This is a genomic window from Allosaccharopolyspora coralli (genome assembly GCF_009664835.1).
Taxonomy (GTDB): Bacteria; Actinomycetota; Actinomycetes; order Mycobacteriales; family Pseudonocardiaceae; genus Allosaccharopolyspora; species Allosaccharopolyspora coralli.
Genome location: NZ_CP045929.1, coordinates 4,208,134 through 4,230,539, shown reverse-complemented (window position 1 = coordinate 4,230,539; position 22,406 = coordinate 4,208,134). Strand labels below are relative to the sequence as shown.

The window sequence follows — 22,406 nt, the reverse complement described above, 5'->3', positions numbered from 1 at the left end:
GATGTTGCGCGCCGCGGATCTCCGGCCGACCGGTGGCCGTGGGCCTGATCTCCCGGTTGCTAGCGTCGGCGCGGTGAGTGCCAGCCCCGAAACCCCGCGTCCCACGAGGCCTCCGGCTCCGACGGCGACTGCGCAAGCGATGCCGCCGGGTCCTGCACCCTCGGCCGAGAGTGGGGCCGGGTCGTTCCGCGCCGCGCTCGGGCTCGCGGGCCTCGGCGCCGTGCTGATCGGACTCGCTCCGTTGGTCGGGGTCGTCTCGCCCGTCGCGGCGCCCGCCTTCCTGTCGTGGCCGGTGCTGTTGCTGCTCGCGGCGATCGCCCCCGTGCTGGCCTGGTGGTTCGAGCGCGGTGGGCGGCGTGCCACCGCTGCCGCCGTCCTGCTCGGACCGGCCGTGCTCGCGCCCGGACGGTTCGTCCTGGACACCCAGCTTCTCGTCGACGCCGGCCGCGCCGCCCGGCCGGAACTCCTGCTCACGTCCACTCTCGAGCCGCTGGAGCCGTCGGCGGGAACGTGGATGCTGCTGGCGGCACACGTGGCGTCGGCGACTGCCGGCGTGCTCGTGCTGCGCTGGATCGTCCGTACCGCCGAGTCCCGCGCTTCGTCGGACGGCACCGTGACGCACCGACAAGGCCTGCTCGCCGTAGTGCTGCTCGCGGCCGTCGTCGCCGCGGTGGGGCTGACCCTGATGCCGTTCGAGTCCGACAATCCCTACCTGCTGCCCCGGTCCGCGCTGGACGTGACCGCCCCGACAGCGGTCCTCGTCGGAAGCTTCCTGATGGCGGTCGCCGTGCCCGTGGCGGGTGGATTCGCCGCCACGGCCGCGGATCCCGACGTCGTGCGGGGCGGTCTGCTCGGGCTCGGACTCGGTGTCCTGCCCGTGTCGCTGGCCCCATTGCTGGCCGTGACGTTCATGTCGGACGTGCGCTTCAGCTGGGGACCGCTGCTCGGAGTGCTCGCCGCGCTCACGCTCGCCGCACTGGCTCGATGGACGGGTACGGCGAGCTCGGACGAGACCGAGGTGCGGTTGCCCGCGTTGGCGCGACTGCTCCGGCTCGCCGCGGCGGCCGGGATGCTCGCTGGGGTTCTCGCGGTCGCCGCCGCGCTGTTGCCGCAGATCACCCTGCCTGATTCCGCGGACGCCCCGTCCTCGTATCCCGCTCGTCCGTTGCTGCCTGCGGGTGTGGTGCTCGCGCTGCTCGCAGCGGGTGTGGCGATGCCGAGAGCAGCGCTGTGGTTGCGACCGGCACTGGTGGTCGGGACCGCCGTCGTGCCGCTCGCGGCTGCTGCCTCCCTGGACACCGTGTTCGCTGCCCTCTCCGTCGACGGTGCCCGAATGGGCGCAGGCGCATGGGCCGCCGTCGCGGCGCTGGTGTTCGCGGCCACCGCGGCGGTGCTCGGTGCGCTCGCCGGTGGCGTCGAGCGCGACGACGTCGACCTCACCGAGGTGCGGGTGCGTACGGAGATGCTGCTCGTGGCGGTTCCCGCCGCAGTGCTGGCCGTCCTCGCGTTCGCGTTCCCGGTGCTCACGGCGCCCGACTACTCTCCGCCGGGGCTGTTCCACGACGTCGGGACGACCTCGTGGGGGCTGCTCCTGGGGCTCGTGGCGGTCCTGGCCGCGGTGGCTCTCGCCACGGTGTGCCGTCCCTCCCGTGCAGCTGCGCTGCTGAGCGGGGCAGTGCTCGTCGTGGCCGTGCGGGTGCTCGAACTGCCGCTCACCGCAGGCCGTGCGGAGGCCTCGTCCGCCGGGCTCGGCCTCTGGTGCGGGCTCGCCTGCGCCGGGGTGCTGGTGGTCGGCGCGTTCTTCGCCGCGAGGTCTCCTGAATCGACGGAGTAGCCCGCTGGCGCCGGAATTGCCCGAAAAGCCACGACTGGGTGGCGCGCGGCGCGTGACCGCCGACACTGGGTGAGGGACGACACCAGAGGCGCCGGCCCAAGCGTCGTCGCAGGTCGATATCGTCACCACGTCCGACACTGACGTCGCAGGAGACTCGAGTGGACCTGTACGAGTACCAGGCGAAGGAAATCTTCGCTTCCCACGGCGTGCCGACGCTGCCCGGCTCCGTGGCTGACGACCCCGCAGGGGCGAAGGCAGCTGCTACCGAACTCGGTGGCCCCGTCGTCGTCAAGGCCCAGGTCAAGACCGGGGGCCGCGGCAAGGCCGGTGGCGTGAAGCTCGCCGAGAACCCCGACGAGGCCCAGACCAAGGCCGAGGCCATCCTCGGTCTCGACATCAAGGGCCACGAGGTGCGCAAGGTGCTGGTCACCAGCGCATCCGACATCGCGGAGGAGTACTACTTCTCCATCCTGCTCGACCGCGCCAACCGGAACTTCCTGGCCATGGCCTCGGTCGAGGGCGGTATGGAGATCGAGGAAGTCGCCGCGACCAAGCCCGAGGCGCTCGCCAGGATCGCCATCGACCCGATCAAGGGCATCGACGCGGCCAAGGCGCGCGAGATCGTCGAGGCCGCGAAGTTCCCGGCCGAGGTCGCCGACCAGTGCGTCGACGTCATCGTCCAGCTCTGGGACACCTTCGTCGCCGAGGACGCCACCCTCGTCGAGATCAACCCGCTGGTGAAGGACCCCCAGGGCACGATCATCGCGCTCGACGGCAAGGTCACGCTGGACGAGAACGCCGCGTTCCGGCAGCCGAAGCAGGCCGAGCTGGTCGACGCCCAGGCCGAGGACCCGCTGGAAGCCAAGGCCAAGGAGAAGGACCTCAACTACGTCAAGCTCGACGGGCAGGTCGGCATCATCGGTAACGGTGCCGGTCTGGTCATGTCGACGCTCGACGTGGTGGCCTACGCGGGCGAGGCGCACAAGAACGTCAAGCCCGCCAACTTCCTCGACATCGGCGGTGGCGCCTCGGCCGAGGTGATGGCGGCCGGTCTGGACGTCATTCTGGGCGACGACGACGTCAAGTCGGTGTTCGTCAACGTCTTCGGTGGCATCACCGCCTGCGACGCCGTGGCCAACGGCATCGTGCAGGCGCTGAAGATCCTCGGTGACGAGGCGACCAAGCCGCTGGTCGTCCGACTGGACGGCAACAACGTGGCCGAGGGGCGGCAGATCCTCGCCGAGGCCAACCACCCGCTGGTCACGCTGGTGGACACGATGGACGGTGCGGCCGACAAGGCCGCCGAGCTCGCGGCTGCGGGGGCGTGAACGATGGCCATTTTCCTCAACGAGAACAGCAAGGTCATCGTTCAGGGCATCACCGGCTCTGAGGGGACCAAGCACACCGCGCGGATGCTCAAGTCCGGCACCGACATCGTCGGCGGTGTCAACGCGCGCAAGGCGGGCCAGACGGTCGAGATCGAGGGCAAGGAGCTCCCGGTCTTCGGCACCGTCAAGGAGGCCATGGAAAAGACCGGCGCCGACGTCTCGGTGCTGTTCGTCCCGCCGAAGTTCGCCAAGGACGCCGTGATCGAGGCGATCGACGCCGAGATCGGGCTCGCCGTGGTCATCACCGAGGGCATCCCGGTGCACGACTCGGCCTACTTCTGGGCCCACGCGCAGGCGACCGGGAACAAGACTCGCATCGTCGGGCCGAACTGCCCCGGTGTGATCTCGCCCGGCAAGTCCAACGCGGGCATCATCCCGGCCGACATCACCGAGTCCGGCAAGATCGGCCTCGTGTCGAAGTCGGGCACGTTGACCTACCAGATGATGTACGAGCTGCGTGACGTCGGCTTCTCGACCTGCGTCGGTATCGGCGGTGACCCGGTCATCGGCACCACGCACATCGACGCGCTCGAGGCGTTCGAGAACGACCCGGACACCGAGGCGATCGTGATGATCGGCGAGATCGGCGGCGACGCCGAGGAGCGGGCCGCCGAGTACGTCAAGGCCAACGTCAGCAAGCCGGTCGTGGGCTACGTCGCGGGCTTCACCGCCCCCGAGGGCAAGACGATGGGCCACGCCGGTGCCATCGTCTCCGGCTCGTCGGGCACCGCCCAGGCGAAGAAGGAGGCGCTGGAGGCCGCAGGGGTCAAGGTCGGCAAGACGCCGAGCGAGACCGCGCAGCTGATGCGCCAGATCGTGCAGGGCTGATCACCGGTTCGATCATGTGTCGTCGGGGCCGGACACCGAGGTGGGTGTCCGGCCCCACGTCGCGTCGGGCCCCGGATGCGGTATGCATGAACGAGATCGGAGTGCGGTGCCGGTCCGGTACGGTCGCGCGTGGCCGGCGGCCGCGAATCCGACCGCCCCGTCCGGTCGGACCGTCCTTCCGCCAGCCTGCCCGGACAGCCCCGTCCTGCACGTCTAGGAGTCCTCGCAATGTCCGTCCCGAACGGATCTTCCCAGCGTCCCGCCCCGCCTCCGCCGGCTCCGACCGCACGGAAGGACACGCGACGGCTGTTGACCTTCGCCGTCCCGGGGACCGCGCTGCTCGCCTACCTCCTGGGATTCTTCGACGCCGGTGGTGCTGCCGCACTCGGCGGTCTTCCGGGGCTGTGCCTGATCGGCTCGGGAACGCTGGCCGGTCTCACCCTGTTGCCGGGACCGGTGCGGTTCCCCGCGTTCACGATCGCCGCACCGTTGTCGGTGTTCGCCGCGCTGGCGCTGCTGCAGATCGTGATGGGCGGAGGCGCGACCGCGCTGGTCATCGTGATCACGGTGCTGGCCGTGGCGCAGCTCGCCGGCGTCGCCGGAGTGCTGCTCGCCGACGCCGGGGCGGTGAAACTGCCCGGGGCGGCGCCGCCCGCCGCGCAGGCGCCACCGCGCCCGCAGATGCCGTCTCCGATGGGGCAGCCACGACCGGGGCCTCCCGGTCCGGACGGTCATCGGCCACCCCCGCCGCCGCCGTGGAACAACCCGCGTCCGGCGCACCAGCCCGGCGGCGCTGGGCAGCCCGGATGGGGTCCGGCCGCCGACGTGCCGCACGGTGTTCCGGCGGCGCCCGGTCAACAACCGGCCCGCCCGGACGCAGCGCGGCAGGCGCATCCGTGGCAGGCCCACTCCGGCGCGCAGCAGACCGGAGCACAGAAATCCGGCGCGCAGCAGTCCGGATTGCAGCACACCGGGCCACAACAGGCTGCGGAAACGCAGTCGTCGGCCTCCGAGCGGGACACCGGAACGCCGTCCGCGGCGAGTACGGCCGGTAGCGAAAGGCCGGCCGACGAGACGAGCGCGGGCCGGGACGACGACCCGTGGCAGGCACTGGTTCGCTCGGATCGTGCCCAGGTCGCGTCGTGGCGCACGACGTCGAATCCGGCAGGCTCGGAGCAGTCCTCCCAGGCCCAGACACCGCAACGCGAGTCGCAGTCGCCGCAGGAGCCGAACGCCCAGGAGGGTTCGGGCCCGCAGTCGTCCACGCAGGGCCCGCCGGCGCGGTTGCCCTCGGCGCCGAACACCCAGCACACCTCCGAGGGGCTCGACCAGCAGGGATCGGCACGGTCCGGAGGTCCGGGCGGGACTCGGCAGATGCCGCATCCCGGGAATCACTGAGAGTGCATTTGGGAACTGGCTTGTGTGCCCTACGGGCACATAGCCAGTTTCCAGACGCCTTCTGAGCCACAAGCCAGTTCGCCGTGGTCGAGGACGTCTTCCCTCGATCAGACGACGACGCGGTGTGTCCGCCCCTGATCGGACGCATGGCGATGCGACATTCAGCGGGTGACCGCGCTCGGAAACCTCCCTCACACCCTCGCTGAGCGGGCCACCGGGACTCGACACACCGGTACGCGATGGCTGCTGCTCGCGGCCGTGGTCGGCGCGGTGGTCACCGCCGGATACCTCGCGCTGGCCGGCGTCGTCGCCGCCGTCATGGCCACGGCGGGCGGTGACTTCTCGTTGCCCGCAGTACTGCTGGCCGCACTGCCTGCGTGGCTCGCCGCGCACCAGGTGCCGCTGTCGATCTCCGGGGCACCGCTCGACGTGCTGCCTCTGTTGCCGACGGCGTTCGTGGTCCTGCTGATCGCCGCCTCCTGCTCCGGCTTCGCCCGACGGGCCCAGCTTCGTAGTGCCGCGCAGACCGCGCGGGTGATCCTCGTGATGGGCGTCGTCCACGCCACGGCAGGCGCCGTGATCGCCGTGCTGGTCCGGGGCGGCTCGGTAGTCGCAGTCCCGCTCGACGCGTTCGTGTGGTGCGGGTTGACGGCGACCACCGCCGCGGGCCTCGGTATGGCCGATCGCAGCGGGCTGATCACGCTCGTGTGGTCCCGCGTGAGCGAGCCGGTGTGGACCGGCATCGAACTCGGTGTCCGCGTCCTGCTGGTCGTGGCCATGCTCGCCGCGCTCGTGTTCCTCAGCGGGCTCGGTCTGTCGGCGTCCCAGCTGTTCGCGGCCTCGCCCTCGTGGGGCGACGGCTTCGGCATGATCGTGGTCTCCCTGCTGTACCTGCCGAACGCGATGCTCGCCGCATGGTCGTTCGTCGTCGGGCCGGGCTTCTCGGTCGGGGCGCTCGAGGTCTCGCCGTTCGGCGTCCGGACCGGCCCCGTCCCCGACCTGCCGTTGTTCGCCGCACTGCCGGCGAGTACCGGCGCGCTGTGGTGGTTCGCCGTGTTCGTGGTCCCCGTGGTGGTGGGTGCGCTGCTCGGGTGGTGGTGCCGGAACGCCGACGAGGCGGTGGTGCCGAGGATCTCGGCGGTGCTCGCGGGCGCGGCCGTGGTCGCGACGGCGGTCGGGTGCCTCGCGCTGCTCACCGGGGGGCGACTCGGCGGTGCCGACTTCGAGCCGGTGAGCATGCACGCCGGGTGGGCCGCGCTCGCCACGGTGGGCTGGCTGGCCGTTCCCGGGGCGCTCGTCTCGTGGCTCTTCGGTCCTCGTGCGCAGGTCGCAGCGCCGGATGGGGTCGAGCCCCTCGAGGGCGAGGGATCGTCGAGCGGGGCCGAGACGGCGCCGGAGGAACCGCATGGCGACGGCACCCTCGACTCGGAAGTGCCGGACCCGGACCTCGTCGATGCCGACCTGGACGACGAAGCACCGGATGACGATGCGGTACCGGAGGAGGGCGGGGACCCGACCGAGCAGGTGCCGGACGACACGGCTGCCGACGGCGAAGATCCGGAGGTCGCCGCCCCCGAGCACGACCCCCTCGACGACGACCTCGCCGACCTGGAGGCCGCGGAGGAAGACCCCGAGCTTGCGTGGCCGAGGCGGCGGGACGACGACGATCGGTGAGTGTTGTGCCACTCGGCGGCGCCCTGGCGGTGTCGCCGGTGACGGTGACGCCTACTCTGCTGGGTGAGATCGCGTCCCCCGGGCGCGGACCAGCGGAGATCAGGAGTGAGTACTGAACACGCGTGAGCCGAGTCCGGTCTCCCGGAGTGCCCACCGCCCTGCCAGGGTCGTCGTGCTGGTCTCCGGCTCCGGCACTCTCCTCCAGGCGCTGCTCGACGCCACGAACGGGCCCGACCACCCGGTGCGGGTCGTCGCCGTGGGCTCCGACCGCCCCGACGTCGAAGGGCTCGCGCGCGCCGAACGCGCGGGCCTGCCGACTTTCACCCAGGCACTGAAGGAGTATTCGAGCCGCGCGGCATGGGACCAGGCGCTGGCCGACTCGTGCGCACAGTACGAACCCGACCTCGTCGTCTCGGCCGGGTTCATGAAGCTGGTCGGAGCCGATTTCCTCGCGCGGTTCGACGGCCGCTACCTCAACAGCCATCCGTCGTTGCTGCCTGCGTTCCCGGGGATGCACGGTGTGCGCGACGCGTTGGAGTACGGCGTCCGCGTCACCGGCTGCACGCTGTTCGTCGTGGACGCCGGTGTCGATACGGGGCCCATCCTGGCGCAGGAGCCCCTGGCGATCTTGCCCGACGACGACGAGGCGAGCCTGCACGAGCGGATCAAGGCCGTCGAACGGCGACTGCTCGTGGACACTCTGGAACAACTGGCACGGCACGGCTGGACCGTGCAGGGACGAAAGGTGAGTATCCCGTGAGCTCGAATTCACAGGACCGCAAGCCGGTGCGCCGCGCGCTGATCGGTGTGTCGGACAAGTCCGGCCTGCTGGAACTGGCCACGGGTCTGCACGCCGCCGGCGTCGAGATCGTCTCCACCGGTGGCACGGCGCGGACGATCGCCGACGCCGGGGTGCCGGTCACGCCGGTGGAGGAGCTGACCGGATTCCCCGAAGCCTTCGACGGCCGGGTCAAGACATTGCACCCAAGGGTGCACGCGGGCCTGCTCGCCGATCTGCGCAAGCAGACCCACGCCGACCAGCTCGACGAACTCGACATCGCGCCGTTCGACCTGCTTGTGGTGAACCTGTACCCGTTCGTGCAGACCGCGGCCTCCGGGGCAGGTCCCGACGAGGTCATCGAGCAGATCGACATCGGAGGGCCCGCCATGGTGCGTGCCTCGGCGAAGAACCACGCCAACGTCGCTGTCGTCGTGGAGCCGAACCGCTACGACCGGGTGCTCGAACAGGTCCGCGCCGGCGGCTTCACCCAGCCGGAGCGGGCCGAACTCGCCGCAGCGGCGTTCCGGCACACCGCCTCCTACGACGTCGCGGTGGCCTCCTGGATGACTGGCCACACCGAAGAGGACCAGGCCACCGGCGAGCGTGCCACGTTCCCCGGCTGGCTGGGCGAAACCTGGCAACGCCGCTCCGCGTTGCGCTACGGCGAGAACCCGCACCAGCCCGCCGCGCTGTACGTCTCGGGCGGTGAGGCGACCGGGCTCGCGGCCGCCGCCCAGCTGCACGGCAAGGAGATGTCGTACAACAACTACGTCGACGCCGATTCGGCGTGGCGTTCTGCGCACGACCACGACGATCCGTGCGTGGCGATCATCAAGCACGCCAATCCCTGCGGCATCGCGCTCGGTGCCGACGTCGCCGAAGCCCACCGCAAAGCCCACGAATGCGACCCGGTCAGCGCCTTCGGCGGCGTGATCGCGGTGAACCGTGAGGTCTCGGTCGCGATGGCCGAGCAGGTCGCGGAAGTGTTCACCGAGGTCGTCGTCGCACCCGGCTACGCCGAGGGTGCCGTGGAAGTGTTGCAGCGCAAGAAGAACGTCCGCCTCCTCACCGCTCAGCCGCCCGAGTCCGGCCGGGTGGAGGTGCGGGCCATCTCCGGTGGTGTCCTCGTGCAGGGCTCGGACGCCATCGACGCCGAGGGCGACGACCCGGCCAACTGGACGCTGGCCACCGGCAAGGCCGCGGACGAAGCGACGCTGCGTGATCTGCGGTTCGCGTGGCGAGCCTGCCGTGCCGTGAAGTCGAACGCGATCCTGCTCGCCCACGACGGTGCGACCGTCGGTGTGGGTATGGGGCAGGTCAATCGCGTCGACTCCGCGCGACTCGCGGTCACTCGTTCCGGAGACCGGGGCACCGGTTCCGTCGCCGCCTCGGACGCGTTCTTCCCGTTCCCGGACGGATTCGAGGTCCTCGCCGAAGCCGGAGTGCGCGCCGTCGTCCAACCCGGCGGGTCGGTTCGGGACGAGCAGGTCGTCGCGGCGGCGGAGCAGGCGGGTGTGGCCATGTACCTCACCGGAACCCGCCACTTCGCCCACTGACCCCACCCAGCACCCCATAGCCTCACCCCACCGCACCTCCCCCTGTGGACAACTCCCTCCCCCTGTGGACAGAGGGGTGGCAAATTCGCGCGAATTTGCCACCCCGCAGGGCTGGGGGGGGGCCGAACTCAGGAGTGTCGAACTGGAGTTCGATGATCTCTTGACGGGGGTGGCTGCGCTGGGGTTAACTGAACTCGTTCGAACTTCAGTTCGACTGCCGCAGGGTTGTTCGGGCTGGAGTCGGAGGTCGGAGTGGCTGCCGTCGGGGGTCGGCCACTTCACCGGTCGCGTTGCGCTGGCGTAGGCGTAGCGAGACCACGCCGCTGTCTCCCCACGGCGGTGCCTGCCCGGACCGGGGCCAGGCAGGTGCACGACAGGTGGGGAGAGAGCATGTCCGCGAGCGCATCACTGGTGGCGCTGGACGGGCCGAGCGCGGCAGGGGTGTCCGCGGTCGTCCCGGCCACCGAGGTGGGCGAGGCAACACCTGTTGCGGGACAGGTGCTGCCGACGCGGGCGGAACTCGCCACCGTGCTGCCGTGGTCGGGCTTGCGCCGCGGCAGCACGGTGGCGGTACACGGGTCGACGGCACTGCTGCTCGCCTTGCTCGCCGACGCCACGGAACAGGGTTCCTGGGCCGCGGTGATCGGGCTTCCCGGGTTGGGGATGATCGCGGCCTCGGAGGCCGGGGTCGAGGTCTCGCGGCTTGCGCTCGTCCCGGATCCTGGCGGCGACGCGGTGAACGTGATCGCCGCCCTGCTCGACGGGGTGGATCTCGTAGTGGTGGGCCCGACCGCCCGGTTCCCGGACTCCGATGCCCGCCGTTTGTCGGCCCGAGCCCGGCATCGCGGTGGGGTGCTGCTGCCGTTCCGGGACTGGCCGGGAGCCGACGTCCGGCTCGACTGCGCCCGGGCGCGCTGGCACGGTCCGGAACGCGGGAACGGCTCACTGCGGGGCCGGGAGGTGACGATCCGTGCTTCCGGGCGGGGAGCGGCGGCCCGGCCACGTTCCTGCCGGCTGCTGTTGCCGAACCGGAGCGGCGTCACCGCGGTACCCGACTCATCCGCGTCGGACAGTCCCGCCGCGCACGAAGTCCCGAGCCGTCCGACGCTGCACTCGGTCCCGGGGCGAGTCGGATGAACACGCACGCCGTACGCAGAATCGTGGTGTGGTGCCCGGACTGGCCGGTCGTCGCCGCGATGACCGCCGCCGAGCTGTCGTACTCGACCCCTGCCGCGGTTTTCGACGCCAACCGGGTCGTCGCGTGCACCGGCCCGGCACGGTCGGCCGGTGTCCGGCGCGGCATGCGTCGTCGTGAGTCCCAGGGGCGCTGCCCGGAACTCGTGGTGTGCCAACACGATCCGGACCGGGACGCGCGTCTGTTCGAACCCGTCGCCGCAGCGGTCGAGGACTTGGTGCCCGGGGTCGAGGTGGTGCGTCCCGGGCTCGTCGCGGTCCCCGCCCGGGGGCCCGCGCGATACTTCGGTTCCGAGAGTGCGGCGGCGGAGCGGCTTCTCGACCAGGTCGCCGCCCGCACCGGCCAGGAGTGCCAGGTCGGCGTCGCCGACGGGATGTTCGCCGCGATTCTCGCGGCCCGGCGCGGCACCGTCGTCGCTCCGGGAGGCAGCCGCGAGTTCCTCGCTCCGTTGGGCGTCGCGGAGGTCGACCAACCGGACGGCAGCGCGGGAAGTGACCATCGTGATCTGGTGGATCTCCTGCGACGCTTGGGAATCCGCACGCTCGGAGCTTTCGCGGCGCTGCCTTCGTCCGAGGTGGCCACCCGGTTCGGTGCGGAGGCGCTCACGGCCCATCGAGCGGCGTGCGGCGCCGAGCAGCGACCGCCGTCGCGGCGGCGACCCAGCCCCGATCTGGCCGTCACCGAGAAGCTCGACCCGCCGCTCGACCGGGTCGACGCCGCGGCGTTCGTGGCGAAAGGCATCGCCGAGCGGCTGCATCACGCACTCGGTGCTGTGGGGTGGGCGTGCACTCGGCTGGGAATCTCCGCGCGCACCGAGAACGACGAGGAGCTGCACCGGGTGTGGCGTTGCGCTGAACCCCTCACCCCGACCGGCACCGCCGACCGGGTGCGCTGGCAACTCGACGGGTGGTTGCACGGCAGACGGGGCGCGGAGCGGCCTACGGCCGGGGTGGTGGAGCTGTCGCTGTTCCCGGACGAGGTGGTCGACGCGGGTGGGCTGCAGCTGGACCTGATGCGTTCCGCCACGGGTGATGCCGATGCTCGCGCGAGCCGCGCGTTCGTGCGGGTGCAGGGGATGCTCGGGCCGGACGCTGTCCTCACCGGGGTCCTCGACGGCGGACGGGACGTTCGGGACCGGGTCCGTCTGGTGCCGTGGGGTGACGAGCGGAGCCCGAGCCGGGACCCGGATCTGCCGTGGCCGGGGAGGGTGCCTGCCCCGTCGCCGTCGTTGGTGCCGGAGGAGCCGTGGCCTGCCGACGTGCTCGATGGGGAGGGGTGTTCGATCGGCCTGACCGACCGGGGCCGCCTCACGGCGTTGCCGTGTCGTGTCACGTCCGCGGGGCGCACCCGCGCGGTGTCTCGGTGGGCGGGGCCGTGGCCGCTGGCCGAACGCTGGTGGGAGCGCGACCGCACCACGGCCCGGTTGCAGGTGGTGCTCGCCGAGGAGGACGCCGACGAGTCCGGCGAGGGGGAGACGGCGCTGCTGGTGGTGTTCGAACGGGAACGCTGGTGGGTGCAGGGGGTGTACCGGTGAGCTGGTTCAACCCGAAGCAGAGCTGGTCGGAGCTGGAAAGGGCCCTGTCCGGCCGTCCGGGTTCGTCGCGTGACGAACAGTTCCCCGGCGACGGGGGCGACAGTCCCGCGTGGACCCGCACCCGTGCGCCCTACTCGGCGCCGTCGCAGGAACCGGAGTCGGCGACGGTCCCGTACGCCGAGCTGCACGCGCACTCGAACTTCAGTTTCCTCGACGGTGCGAGCCATCCGGAGGAGCTGGCTGCCGAGGCGGTCCGGCTGGGGTTGGAGGCGGTCGCGCTGACCGATCACGACGGTCTCCACGGGGTGGTGCGGTTCGCCGAGGCGGCCGCCGAGCACGGTGTCCGCACCGTGTTCGGTTCGGAGCTCGGACTCGCCCCGGGCGCAGGCAGGTCCGAGGAGCGGGCTGGAGTGCCCGATGTGGACTCGCGGCATCTGCTGGTCCTGGCTCGGAACCCGGACGGCTACGCCCGGTTGTGCCGGTCGATCAGTGCGGCGCACCTCGACGGCGGCGAGAAAGGCCGCCCGCACTACGACCTGGACGGTCTCGCCGAGCAGGCGGCGGGGCAGTGGCTGGTGCTCACCGGGTGCCGCAAGGGCCCGGTCCGAGCCGCGTTGGAGGCGGGCGGTACGGACGCGGCGCGGGCGGAACTGGACCGCATGGTGGGGTTGTTCGGCCGGGAGAACGTCGCGGTGGAGCTGACCGATCACGGGATGCCGTTGGACACCGAACGCAACGACGCCCTCGCGGAACTCGCCGCGCGAGCCGGTCTGTCCACTGTGGCGACGACGGCCGCGCACCTGGCCCGGCCGGAGCGGCAACGGCTCGCCGGTGCGGTCGCGGCGATCCGGGCGCGCCGCAGTCTCGACGACATGGACGGCTGGTTGCCAGCGTGGTCGGGTGCCCATCTGCGTTCCGGCGCGGAGATGGCGGAACTGTTCGCCCGCTACCCGGGGGCGGTGCAGCGCGCTGCGGAGCTGGGCGGGGAGTGCGCTTTCGATCTTCGGCTGATGGCACCGAATCTGCCGCCGTTCGACGTCCCCGCCGGGTACACCGAGGCGAGCTGGCTGCGGGAGCTGACCTATCGGGGCGCGGCCGAGCGTTACGGCGCACCGTACGAGAGCCCGGACGCCTACCGGCAGCTCGAGCACGAACTGGCCCTCGTCGAACAGTTGGACTTCCCCGGCTATTTCCTGGTGGTGCACGACATCGTCTCGTTCTGCCTGTCGGCGGGAATCCTGTGCCAGGGACGGGGTTCGGCGGCGAACTCGGCGGTGTGTTTCGCGTTGCGCATCACCAACGCCGATCCGGTGCGTTACCGGCTGCTGTTCGAACGGTTCCTGTCCCGGGAGCGGGAGGGGCCGCCGGACATCGACCTCGACATCGAGTCGGACCGGCGGGAGGAAGCCATCCAGTACGTCTACGAGAAGTACGGCCGCAGGCACGCCGCGCAGGTCGCCAACGTCATCAGTTACCGCCCCCGGTCGGCGGTGCGCGACGTGGCGAGGGCGTTCGGGCACTCGCCGGGCGAGCAGGACGCGTGGAGCAAGCAGATCGAACACTGGGGGCCGCTGCCGGACGACACCGACATCCCGCAGCACGTGCGGGAACTTTCCGCCGAGCTGCTCGGATTCCCCCGGCACCTGGGGATCCATTCCGGCGGCATGGTGATCTGCCATCAGCCGGTGAGCGAGGTGTGTCCGGTGGAGTGGGCGCGGATGCCCGGCAGGACGGTGCTGCAGTGGGACAAGGACGACTGCGCGGCCGTCGGACTGGTCAAGTTCGACCTGCTCGGGCTGGGCATGTTGTCCGCGTTGCACTACGCCATCGAGCTCACCCGCGAGCACCACGATCTCCAGGTCGATCTCGGCCGGATCCCGTTGGACGACGCGGCGGTGTACGAGATGTTGTGCCGCGCCGACGCGGTCGGGGTGTTCCAGGTGGAGAGTCGCGCGCAGCTGGCGACGTTGCCCCGGTTGCGTCCACGTGAGTTCTACGACCTGGTGGTGGAGGTGGCGTTGATCCGGCCCGGCCCGATCCAGGGCGGCTCGGTGCATCCCTACATCCGGCGCCGCAACGGGGAGGAGGATTGGGAGTACGAGCATCCGTTGATGCGGCCTGCGTTGGAGAAGACGCTCGGGGTGCCGTTGTTCCAGGAACAGTTGATGCAGCTCGCCGTCGACGTCGCCGGGTTCAGTCCGTCGGAGGCCGACGAGTTGCGGCAGGCGATGGGGGCGAAACGGTCCGCCGAACGCATGGAGCGGCTGCGTGGGCGGTTGTTCGAGGGGATGGCGGCCAACGGCATCGACGGCGAGCTCGCCGAACGGATTTACCAGCGATTGCTGGCGTTCGCGAACTACGGGTTCCCGGAAAGTCACGCATTGAGCTTCGCGCTGCTGGTGTTCGCGAGTGCTTGGTTCAAGTATTACTATCCGGCAGTATTTTGCGCGGCGCTTCTCAAGGCACAGCCGATGGGGTTCTACTCGCCGCAGTCGTTGGTGGCCGACGCGCGCAGGCACGGTGTGCGGGCGCACGGCCCGGACGTCAACGCCAGCCGGGTGCAGGCCGATCTGGAGCCGGACGCGGCGAGCACCGGAGGCAGGGCGGTGCGGCTCGGGCTGGCCTCGGTGCGACTCGTCGGGGACGAGCAGGCGCAGCGGATCGTGGCGGCCCGCGAGGACGGCGCGTTCGAGAGCATGGCCGATCTGGCCCGTCGTGTGCGGTTGACGGCGGCGCAGATGGAGGCGTTGGCGACGGCGGGGGCGTTCGACTGTTTCGGGCTGTCCCGGCGGGAGGCGTTGTGGAACGCGGCGGCGGCGTCGCAGGACCGGCCGGACCGGCTGCCGGGGACGACGGTGTCGGGTTCGGCGCCTGCGTTGCCGGGGATGGACGAGATCGAGTCGGCGGCGGCGGACGTGTGGGCGACGGGGGTGTCGCCGGACAGTTTCCCGGTGCAGTTCCTGCGGTCGAGGCTCGACGACCTGGGTGTGGTTCCCGCATGGGGACTGTCCGAAGTGGAGCATGGGGATCGGGTGCTGGTCGGTGGTGCGGTGACACATCGGCAGCGTCCGGCGACGGCGGGTGGCATCACGTTCCTGAACCTGGAGGACGAGACCGGCATGGTCAACGTGGTGTGTTCGCCGGGGTTGTGGTCCCGCTACCGCAAGGTGGCCCGCACGAGCGCCGCGTTGCTGGTGCGGGGCGTGGTGGAGAAGTCCGAGGGGGTGGTCAACCTCCGCGCCGACCGACTCCAGCGCCTCGACATGCGTGTCCCTTCCACCTCCCGGGATTTCCACTGACCTACGGCCGGCTGTCGAGTTCTTCTGTCCAGCAGGTGTTTGCTCGGTGGGTCGGGTAGCGGAACCTCGGCGCCCTCCTCGCTGCGGGATCGGTTTCTCGAGTAGCGACCTACGCAGCGAAACCGCTGTCCTCGCGAGGAGGACGCCGAGAACCCGCCGGTGGTCCGGCTGCGTCCGTCGTGTCAATACGCGCGGCCCCTCAATCGAATCCCCTGGGCTTGGAGCAACATGTGTGATTGCCCTCGCACGGTGGGGGTGGTCTGGCACTCTGCTGATCAGAGGTCGATCTTGAACTCGACCCGGGGTGTTCGATGGGGACGACTGGGGAAGCACAGTAATGAGGGAGGACCTCCCATGAGTGAAGCAGTGACCGAGTTCGACGCTGAAACCGCGTGACGGGCTGGCCAGGCGCACGCAGAGGTCGAAGGACCGTCGGCCAAGGCCCTTCCCGCCGCCGTCGTGGCCGCGTTGCATGCGCGTGGGGATCGCTGACCGGGGCCGTGATCGGCCAGATCACCAACTACGTCACGAACAACGAGTGGGGCAAGGCAACGGACCTCATCGTCGACGCCTGCGCGGGCTGCATTACCGGCGTACTGCCGTTCATCAGCAAGCCCGTAGCGCGCAAGATCAGCGGTGAGGTCGCCGGCGCCGTCATCTGGATCATCGTGCAGCTCGGCCCGAAGCGCTGAACGGTCAGAACATGGCACGCGAAGCTGCACGAGTCTCGCCTGGACAGGCCGCATTCTGGGAAGCGCTCGGGCTGACGCTGCTGATGTGTCTGGTGTTTGCCCTGCGGGACGGCGTCGGGATGACGTGGCTGCTGGCGAGTGCACTGCTGGTGCTGTTCTTGATCGGTTGGGCAGTGCTGTACTTCACCAACCGATTTTCTCGCAGACACACCCCGCCGTCCGGGTAACAGCAACTCGCACGTCGGCCGCGTCCAGAACGGTCGACGTTCCCGCGTATCACCCGCTTTACCGGTGCGGACTGGTTCGACGTCGAAACCCTTCCTCAAGCAGCGCCGCATCGGCGGAGGGCGAGCAGGGCGTACGTGCGGGCGGTGTGTTCGAGTTCCCCGCGCGTGACGTGTTCGTCGTGGGAGTGCGCGTACTCGATGTCGCCGGGGCCGAACTGCAGTGTCGGCACGCCGGCCGCGGCGTAGAGCCGTAGGTCCGTTCCGTACGGGGCGCCGAGTACTGGAGGTGGGGGGCCACCCGCGTCCTGAACGGCACCGACGGTGCTGTTCAGGAGGTCGTGTCCGGCTGGCAGCCGGCCGCTCGCGAACGTCCCGCCCGGCCAAGTCACGCGTACCGGGTTCTCGCGTAGCCACGTGTCCCGCGCGCACGCGTGTTCGACGGCGTCGGTGAACTCCTTGCGTGCGGTGTCGAGGTCCTCGTCGAGGCGGACGCCGTAGCGGCCCTCGGCGACCGCCAGGTCGGGCACGGTGCTCGCCCAGTCGCCCGCGCGGACCGAGCCGACCGACAGCGGGTACGGCACGTCGAGGTGCGCGAGCAGCGGATCCGGGTTCGCGTTCCGTCGTGCTTCGAGGTCGCGCAACGCTGGCAACAGCTCGGCCAGCTTCTCGACCGCGTTGACGCCTCGGGTGCGGGTGGAGCCGTGGGTGCTGTGGCCGGTGACCTCCAGGCGGAAGGTCAGTGATCCGCCGTTGGCGGCGACGATCGTGCCGGAACTCGGTTCCGCCAGTACGCACGCCTGTCCACGATGGCCGCGCCGTAGCGTCGCGAACGCACCGAGACCGCCGTCCTCCTCGCCGACGACGGTGTGCACGGCCAGCGGGCGTGCCGGGCGAACTCCGGCGCGTCGCAGGGCGCTCACCGCCCCGAACACCGCCGCGAGTCCGCCCTTCATGTCGCAGGTGCCGCGCCCGGCGAGGACGTCACCGTCGGCGCGCACCGTGTACGGGTCGCGGTCGGGCCACCGGTCGAGGTCACCGGGCGGGACCACGTCGGTGTGGCCGCAGAACACCAGCGCCGGGTCGCTCGAGGTGCCACCGAGCACCCCGACGCAGCCGGACGCCTCGTCCCGTTCGACCTCCTGCCCGGGGAATCCGGGCTGTGCGGTGAGCTCGGCGAGGTTTACGCGCCAGTGGTCGACCTCGAAGTCGAGCGAGCGGAGACGGTCCGCGCACCACGTCTGCACTTCCGCCTCCGCGCGGCTACCGCCGACGCTGGGGATGGCGACGAGTTCCGCGAGGTCGGCGACGATCTCGTCGAGGTCCACGGCGTCCAGGACACGCTGTTCGAGTGAGCTGCTCACGCGCCGAGTGTCGCACCGCCCGGAGCGCGAGCGGCGCGCCCACTACCCTCGACGCGTGGCCGGAGACGACTACACACGACACAGCTTCGAGCTGGGCAAGGACGGGCTCGGCGGGATCGTCGTCGGGATGGACGGGAGTCCGGCGAGTTTCCACGCCGCGGCATGGGCGGCCGGGCTGGCACGGCGCGATCACGCCCGTCTCGTGCTCGTGTTCGTCGAGACCGTCGGTGGGGTCGCCTATTGGTCACCGATGGGGGTCGCGGTGGCCAGTGAAGCGGCCGAGAGTCTCGTCGAGGAGCTGCGGCACGAGGTCGTGGACTACCTGCGGGGCATCGACGTCGACTGGGACTTCGTGCACCACCGGGGGGATCCTGCGGTCGGTCTGGAGCAGGTCGCCGAGCAGTACCGCGCGGACCTCATCGTGGTCGGGCGTTCGCGGCGGCGCGGGGGCCTGTTGGGGACCGTCCCCGCCACTCTTGTCGTGGAAGCCGTCCGGCCCGTCGTCGTGGTTCCCTGAGATGCATTGTGGAACTCGGGTGGGTGGTCCGGTGCCGCCGTCCCAGTTCGTGCCTCGCGGCGTTGGGGTCCTCAGGTGTACGCGGCGAGAACCCCTGCCTTGCGAGGCGCGAACTCCACGCCGGAGCCCCTCACCGTGCCCGGACTGAGCACGCGAGACCATGCCCTGACGGGCATTAGAACAAGAGCACAGACAGGCACTGACCCTTTCGCACGTCAGCCTGAATGCCGGGCCGATATGGGACCGTGCCGAGGGTGGAACAGGGCAGCGGAGAAGGCGCACGCGACACGGCAGGCGCAGAAGGTACCGAGCTCGTGGTCGGTGAGGACTTCGCCGACGCGGTCCTCGTCGATCAGGAGTGGCAGGACACCGAGTTCCGGGAGTGCGACTTCACCGATGCCGACCTGCACGGCCTGCGCACCCGCAACTGCGTCTTCACCGACTGCACGTTCCGCCGCGCCGATCTCGGCGAGTCCGCGCACCGGGCGACGGCACTGCGTTCCTGCACCTTCGATCGCACCGTGCTCATCGGATCCACATGGGACGGATGCAGTCTGCTCGGGTCCAGCTTCGTGGACTGTCGCATCCGGCCGTGGACCGTGCGGGAGACGGATCTGACGCTCGTGGGCATGGGGCGTGTCGTGCTCACCGGGTCCGACCTGCGGGGAATCCGCTTCCGGGAAGCCAATCTCAGCGACGGCGACCTGCGGGACTGCGACCTGCGCGAGGCCGACCTCGGTGGCGCGCGACTACTCGGAACGCGGCTGGACCGGGCCGACCTGCGCGGCGCCCGCATCGACGCGGACGGACTGGTGCAAGCCGTGCTCTCGGAGGTGCGGGTGGACGAGATGACCGCGGTCGCCTACGCGGTCGCCCGAGGACTGCGCGTGGACTGATGGACGACGGGGTCCCCGGAACACATCCCGGGGACCCCGTCACGATCTGTCGGTCACTCCATCGGTGGGCGCTGCGCGTCCGGACCCTGTAGCTCGACGATCGTGCCGTCGGTGATCAGGTCGCTGATCGCACCGGGAAGCACGAACGCCGTTCCGCCTCCGGGCTGCTCGAACCACGGCACGGCGGTGCCGCGCAGCACGTGCATCGGCCGCTGCACCCGGAAGGCGTGGTACGGCCGCGACGACCACTGCGGGGGCAGCGAGCGACGGCTGTACGGCGTCCGGATGGCGTAGGTGACGTTGCCCGCGGCATCGCCGAAGCGGTCGATGTCGGTTCCCGGTTGCAGCACGATCGGCCTGCGGTCCCGGTAGAGCGTCAACGGCGGTTCGCCCTGCAACGGCTGGATCTGCTGCGCATTGCCGACCGGCTGCTGAGCCGGTTGCTGCTGCGGGGAACCCTGCGGTCCGCCGTACGGAGCGCCCGGGGGCGGACCTTGCGGCGCGCCGTGTGGCGGACGCTGCGCGGCAGGCGGCGGCGGAACCGCACCGGGCGGCGGAGCCATACCGGGACCGCTCGGTCCGGGACGGCGATCCGCGCCCCCGGCCGGGCCGGGGCCACCGGGACCCGGTTGCGCCGGAGTACCGGGCCCCGGCTGCGGCGGAGCCTGCGGGCGTTCACCCCGAGGCTGACGCTTCGGCAGACCACCGGGGCCGCCCGCGACGTCCTGCTGTGCGCCCGGCGCGGAGGCGTCCTCACCGGACGACGGGGCCGGACGGCGCGTCGTGTCGTCGTCGTGCGGACCGACCGTGGTGCCGTCCGGGTGAGCCGGGGGCAGATCACTCGGACGCTCGACGTCCGGGTCTTGGTTCGCGGTGAACAGGAAGTGCCCACCGGTCGGCTGCGGCGGGGCTTGCGGGGTGCGTTGCGGCAGACCGGACAGGCTCTGGCCGGGATCCGCTTCGTCGGCATCGGCCGTGGTGGCCGACGTCCCGACGGGCTCGGGGTCGCCGGGAACCGCGTCGGAGCGGGCGTCGAGGGCCGTGGCGGAGGCGGACGCGGGGACGGCATCCGCTGCGGCGGGTTCCCGCACAGGTTCCGAGACCGGCTCCTCGTTCGCGGGTGCTTCGACACCGGGCCGTTCGGGTTCACGCTGGTCGACGGCGGGCTCTTCGACCCCGGCTTGATCGACTCCCGACTGGTCGGCACGGTCGGATTCCGGACCGTCCGGTTCGGCACTGCCGTAACGAGCGCCTGCCACACCGGCTCCGGCGAGCCCCGCAGCGGCGAGGCCAGCGCCGGCCACACCGGCCCTGCCGGATTCAGCACTGCCGGATTCGGCACCGTTCGAGTCGAGATCGTCCGTATCGACGGCTGCTTCCGCGAGCGCGGGTTCGGCGGCGGTGGTGCTACCGGACTCCGCGGTGTCCGCCGGCGCGGTTGTGTCATGTCCTGCGTCCGACTCCGGCGTGGCGAGGTCGTCGGGTTCGCTGTCGAGCTCGTCGCTCGCAGTGGCCGCAGGCGACATGAGGACGCTGCCGAGGAGGAAGGCGGCTGCCTGGTCGGCACGGGAGAACCGCGTCTCACCCCGGTCGTCGGCAGGACCGACGACGATCCAGTCGAGGTCGTCGCGGATCAGGCACCAGGCGCTCGGATCGTGGCTGCCGAGCCGGTAAGTCTCGGAGGGAACCGCCTGCTCGGCGAGCTTGTCGTGCAGGCGCGCGAACGCGGCCTCGACCTCGTTCTCGGGCTGATCGCGCTCGGCCAGTTCTTCCTCGCTACCGAGGGCACCACCCGCGTCGGGCTCCTCGGTGTCGAGGCCGGCGTCCGGGTTCCCAGTGGCGAGACCATCATGTGGGGCTCCGGTGCCCATGAAGGCCGGACTCGCCGGGACGCCACTGTCGGCGGACCCGCGGTCCATCGCGTCGTCCTGCGCGACCGCGTGGTTCGCACCGTCGTCCGAGGCCGTGTTCACCGGATCTGCGTTCGCAGGATTCCGGTCGTCGAAGGAGGCGGGGCGTGGCTCGCCCCGATCCGACGCACCCGCGTAAGCCGCACCGGCAGCGACCGCTCCGACTCCGGCGGCGGCGACACCACCCGCGGCCATACCAGCGGTGGAGCCGCCGTCCGCACCGGTGGGCTCGGCCATCGGCGCGGCCTGGTCCGGCGAGGCGGCCCGGACCGGCGGCGCGGGGGCGGCCGCCGCGGCCTGCTCCGCCGCCGCCTGGCGGGTCGCCTCGGTGAGTTCGGGCAGCGCGAAGCCGCGCGAGCGGGCGTGGCCGATCAGCTCGTCCTGCGGGGGCACGCCGTACTGCGCGAAGTAGTACGGCACCGCCGCCGACCACACCCAGGTGCCGTCGGTGTGCCACGTGGGCGGCACGGCGTCGCCCGCCTCCGCGTCGAGTTCGTCCTCCGTCGCGTCGCTCGTGTGCACCACGGGCGCGGTTTCGAGGTACTGGCGCAGCGCGGCGACCTCGCCGGAGGGGATCGGTTCACGTCGGTCGATCACCGGTCGTCCCTGCTCGTCACGTCCCTCGAAGACCTCGGCCGTGCGCAGCGCGGCCGGTGCCGAGAGCCCGGGAGTGGTCTGATCGGTGACGGCGGCACCGGAAGCCGGGGCCGCGGCGCTCTCGGGGCCCGGTGCCGCGGCGGCTTCGGCGGGAGAAGGGGCGCCGTCGAGTTTCTCGCGCATCCACTCCGGAACGTTGTCGTCGGTGCGCGGGTAGCGACGCAGCTCGTCGGCGTACGCGGCGCGCGGCAGCGGCTGCCGCCACTGCGGCTCGGTGTCGAAGTTGATGTCGATGCGGTAGCTCGACGGGCGCTCCACCACGTAGAGGGCACTGAGCCACGTCCCCACGTCCGGGCGGTACATCCCGTCCCGGAGCTGCTCGAAGATGCCGTGCAGGTCTTCCGGCGGCTCCCACGGGTGGGTACCGCCTTCTCCCGTGGTCACCTCACCGAGCAGGTCGCGGTACTCGCCGGTCGCCCGGTACTCCACCGTGATCTGCTGCCAGTTCTCGGGAGCCGCCTGCAACAACAGCACGCCGATCCTGCGGGCTGTCTGTTCCTGCTCTTCCGGACTGATCGCTGTCGGACGCGACATGGGTGACATCCTCCCCCTCTCAACCAGGTCCACCGATCCCACCCCGCCGGAACGCTACTCGACGTGCGACGCGCTGTGGGCCCCTCGTGCCGTGCACGGTATCCGTTCGGGGTGACCCGGATGTC

At 71.1% G+C, this 22,406-nt stretch carries 16 protein-coding genes; 14 read left to right on the top strand and 2 right to left on the bottom strand.

Translation table 11 applies throughout. The features are described 5' to 3' along the window. The first annotated feature begins 73 nt into the window (after nt 1-73). The 12 genes from GIY23_RS19705 (at nt 74) to GIY23_RS19650 (ending at nt 16,406) form a co-directional block, all read left to right on the top strand. A complete protein-coding gene (locus tag GIY23_RS19705) occupies nt 74-1,834 on the top strand; it encodes a hypothetical protein (RefSeq protein ID WP_154078014.1) in 1,761 nt (586 codons plus the stop codon). Nucleotides 1,835-1,992: 158 nt separating this feature from the next. Further along, nucleotides 1,993-3,162 (top strand): ADP-forming succinate--CoA ligase subunit beta, encoded by a 1,170-nt coding sequence (gene sucC, locus GIY23_RS19700; protein WP_154078013.1) that lies wholly within the window; start codon nt 1,993-1,995, stop codon nt 3,160-3,162. Between the two features lie 3 nt (nt 3,163-3,165). After that, on the top strand, nt 3,166-4,050 hold the full coding sequence (gene sucD / locus GIY23_RS19695) for a succinate--CoA ligase subunit alpha (RefSeq protein WP_154078012.1): 885 nt from the start codon (nt 3,166-3,168) through the stop codon (nt 4,048-4,050). A gap of 228 nt (nt 4,051-4,278) precedes the next feature. Further along, nucleotides 4,279-5,448 carry a DUF5336 domain-containing protein gene (locus tag GIY23_RS19690; protein ID WP_154078011.1) on the top strand — a complete coding sequence of 390 codons (1,170 nt, stop codon included), beginning with the start codon at nt 4,279-4,281 and terminating at the stop codon, nt 5,446-5,448. Between the two features lie 168 nt (nt 5,449-5,616). Continuing rightward, on the top strand, nt 5,617-7,122 hold the full coding sequence (locus GIY23_RS19685; protein ID WP_154078010.1) for a cell division protein PerM: 1,506 nt from the start codon (nt 5,617-5,619) through the stop codon (nt 7,120-7,122). Between the two features lie 112 nt (nt 7,123-7,234). Then, nucleotides 7,235-7,882: a phosphoribosylglycinamide formyltransferase gene (gene purN / locus GIY23_RS19680; protein ID WP_154078009.1), complete on the top strand. Its 648-nt coding sequence runs from the start codon at nt 7,235-7,237 to the stop codon at nt 7,880-7,882. Beyond that, nucleotides 7,879-9,459 carry a bifunctional phosphoribosylaminoimidazolecarboxamide formyltransferase/IMP cyclohydrolase gene (gene purH, locus GIY23_RS19675; RefSeq protein WP_154078008.1) on the top strand — a complete coding sequence of 527 codons (1,581 nt, stop codon included), beginning with the start codon at nt 7,879-7,881 and terminating at the stop codon, nt 9,457-9,459. Before purN ends, purH begins: the two co-directional genes overlap by 4 nt. 390 nt (nt 9,460-9,849) lie before the next feature. Further along, nucleotides 9,850-10,596 (top strand): hypothetical protein, encoded by a 747-nt coding sequence (locus GIY23_RS19670; protein ID WP_228717406.1) that lies wholly within the window; start codon nt 9,850-9,852, stop codon nt 10,594-10,596. Then, nucleotides 10,593-12,188, top strand: coding sequence for a DNA polymerase Y family protein (locus GIY23_RS19665; RefSeq protein WP_154078007.1), 1,596 nt, complete (start codon nt 10,593-10,595; stop codon nt 12,186-12,188). Before GIY23_RS19670 ends, GIY23_RS19665 begins: the two co-directional genes overlap by 4 nt. Next, on the top strand, nt 12,185-15,487 hold the full coding sequence (locus GIY23_RS19660; RefSeq protein WP_154078006.1) for an error-prone DNA polymerase: 3,303 nt from the start codon (nt 12,185-12,187) through the stop codon (nt 15,485-15,487). Before GIY23_RS19665 ends, GIY23_RS19660 begins: the two co-directional genes overlap by 4 nt. Before the next feature lie 500 nt (nt 15,488-15,987). After that, a complete protein-coding gene (locus GIY23_RS19655) occupies nt 15,988-16,179 on the top strand; it encodes a hypothetical protein (protein ID WP_154078005.1) in 192 nt (63 codons plus the stop codon). A gap of 11 nt (nt 16,180-16,190) precedes the next feature. Continuing rightward, nucleotides 16,191-16,406 (top strand): hypothetical protein, encoded by a 216-nt coding sequence (locus GIY23_RS19650; protein ID WP_154078004.1) that lies wholly within the window; start codon nt 16,191-16,193, stop codon nt 16,404-16,406. A 95-nt stretch (nt 16,407-16,501) separates the two neighbouring features. On the opposite strand, the gene GIY23_RS19645 is transcribed toward GIY23_RS19650, so the two are convergent. Beyond that, nucleotides 16,502-17,767, bottom strand: coding sequence for an ArgE/DapE family deacylase (locus GIY23_RS19645; protein WP_154078003.1), 1,266 nt, complete (start codon nt 17,765-17,767; stop codon nt 16,502-16,504). A 55-nt stretch (nt 17,768-17,822) separates the two neighbouring features. Here GIY23_RS19645 and GIY23_RS19640 point away from each other — a divergent pair, with 55 nt between their 5' ends. Further along, on the top strand, nt 17,823-18,284 hold the full coding sequence (locus tag GIY23_RS19640) for a universal stress protein (RefSeq protein ID WP_228717405.1): 462 nt from the start codon (nt 17,823-17,825) through the stop codon (nt 18,282-18,284). A gap of 254 nt (nt 18,285-18,538) precedes the next feature. Then, nucleotides 18,539-19,180 (top strand): pentapeptide repeat-containing protein, encoded by a 642-nt coding sequence (locus GIY23_RS19635; protein ID WP_228717404.1) that lies wholly within the window; start codon nt 18,539-18,541, stop codon nt 19,178-19,180. Between the two features lie 53 nt (nt 19,181-19,233). Here GIY23_RS19635 and GIY23_RS23255 read toward each other — a convergent pair whose 3' ends face one another. Further along, a complete protein-coding gene (locus GIY23_RS23255; RefSeq protein WP_187351945.1) occupies nt 19,234-22,281 on the bottom strand; it encodes a TNT domain-containing protein in 3,048 nt (1,015 codons plus the stop codon). Nucleotides 22,282-22,406 lie beyond the last annotated feature (125 nt).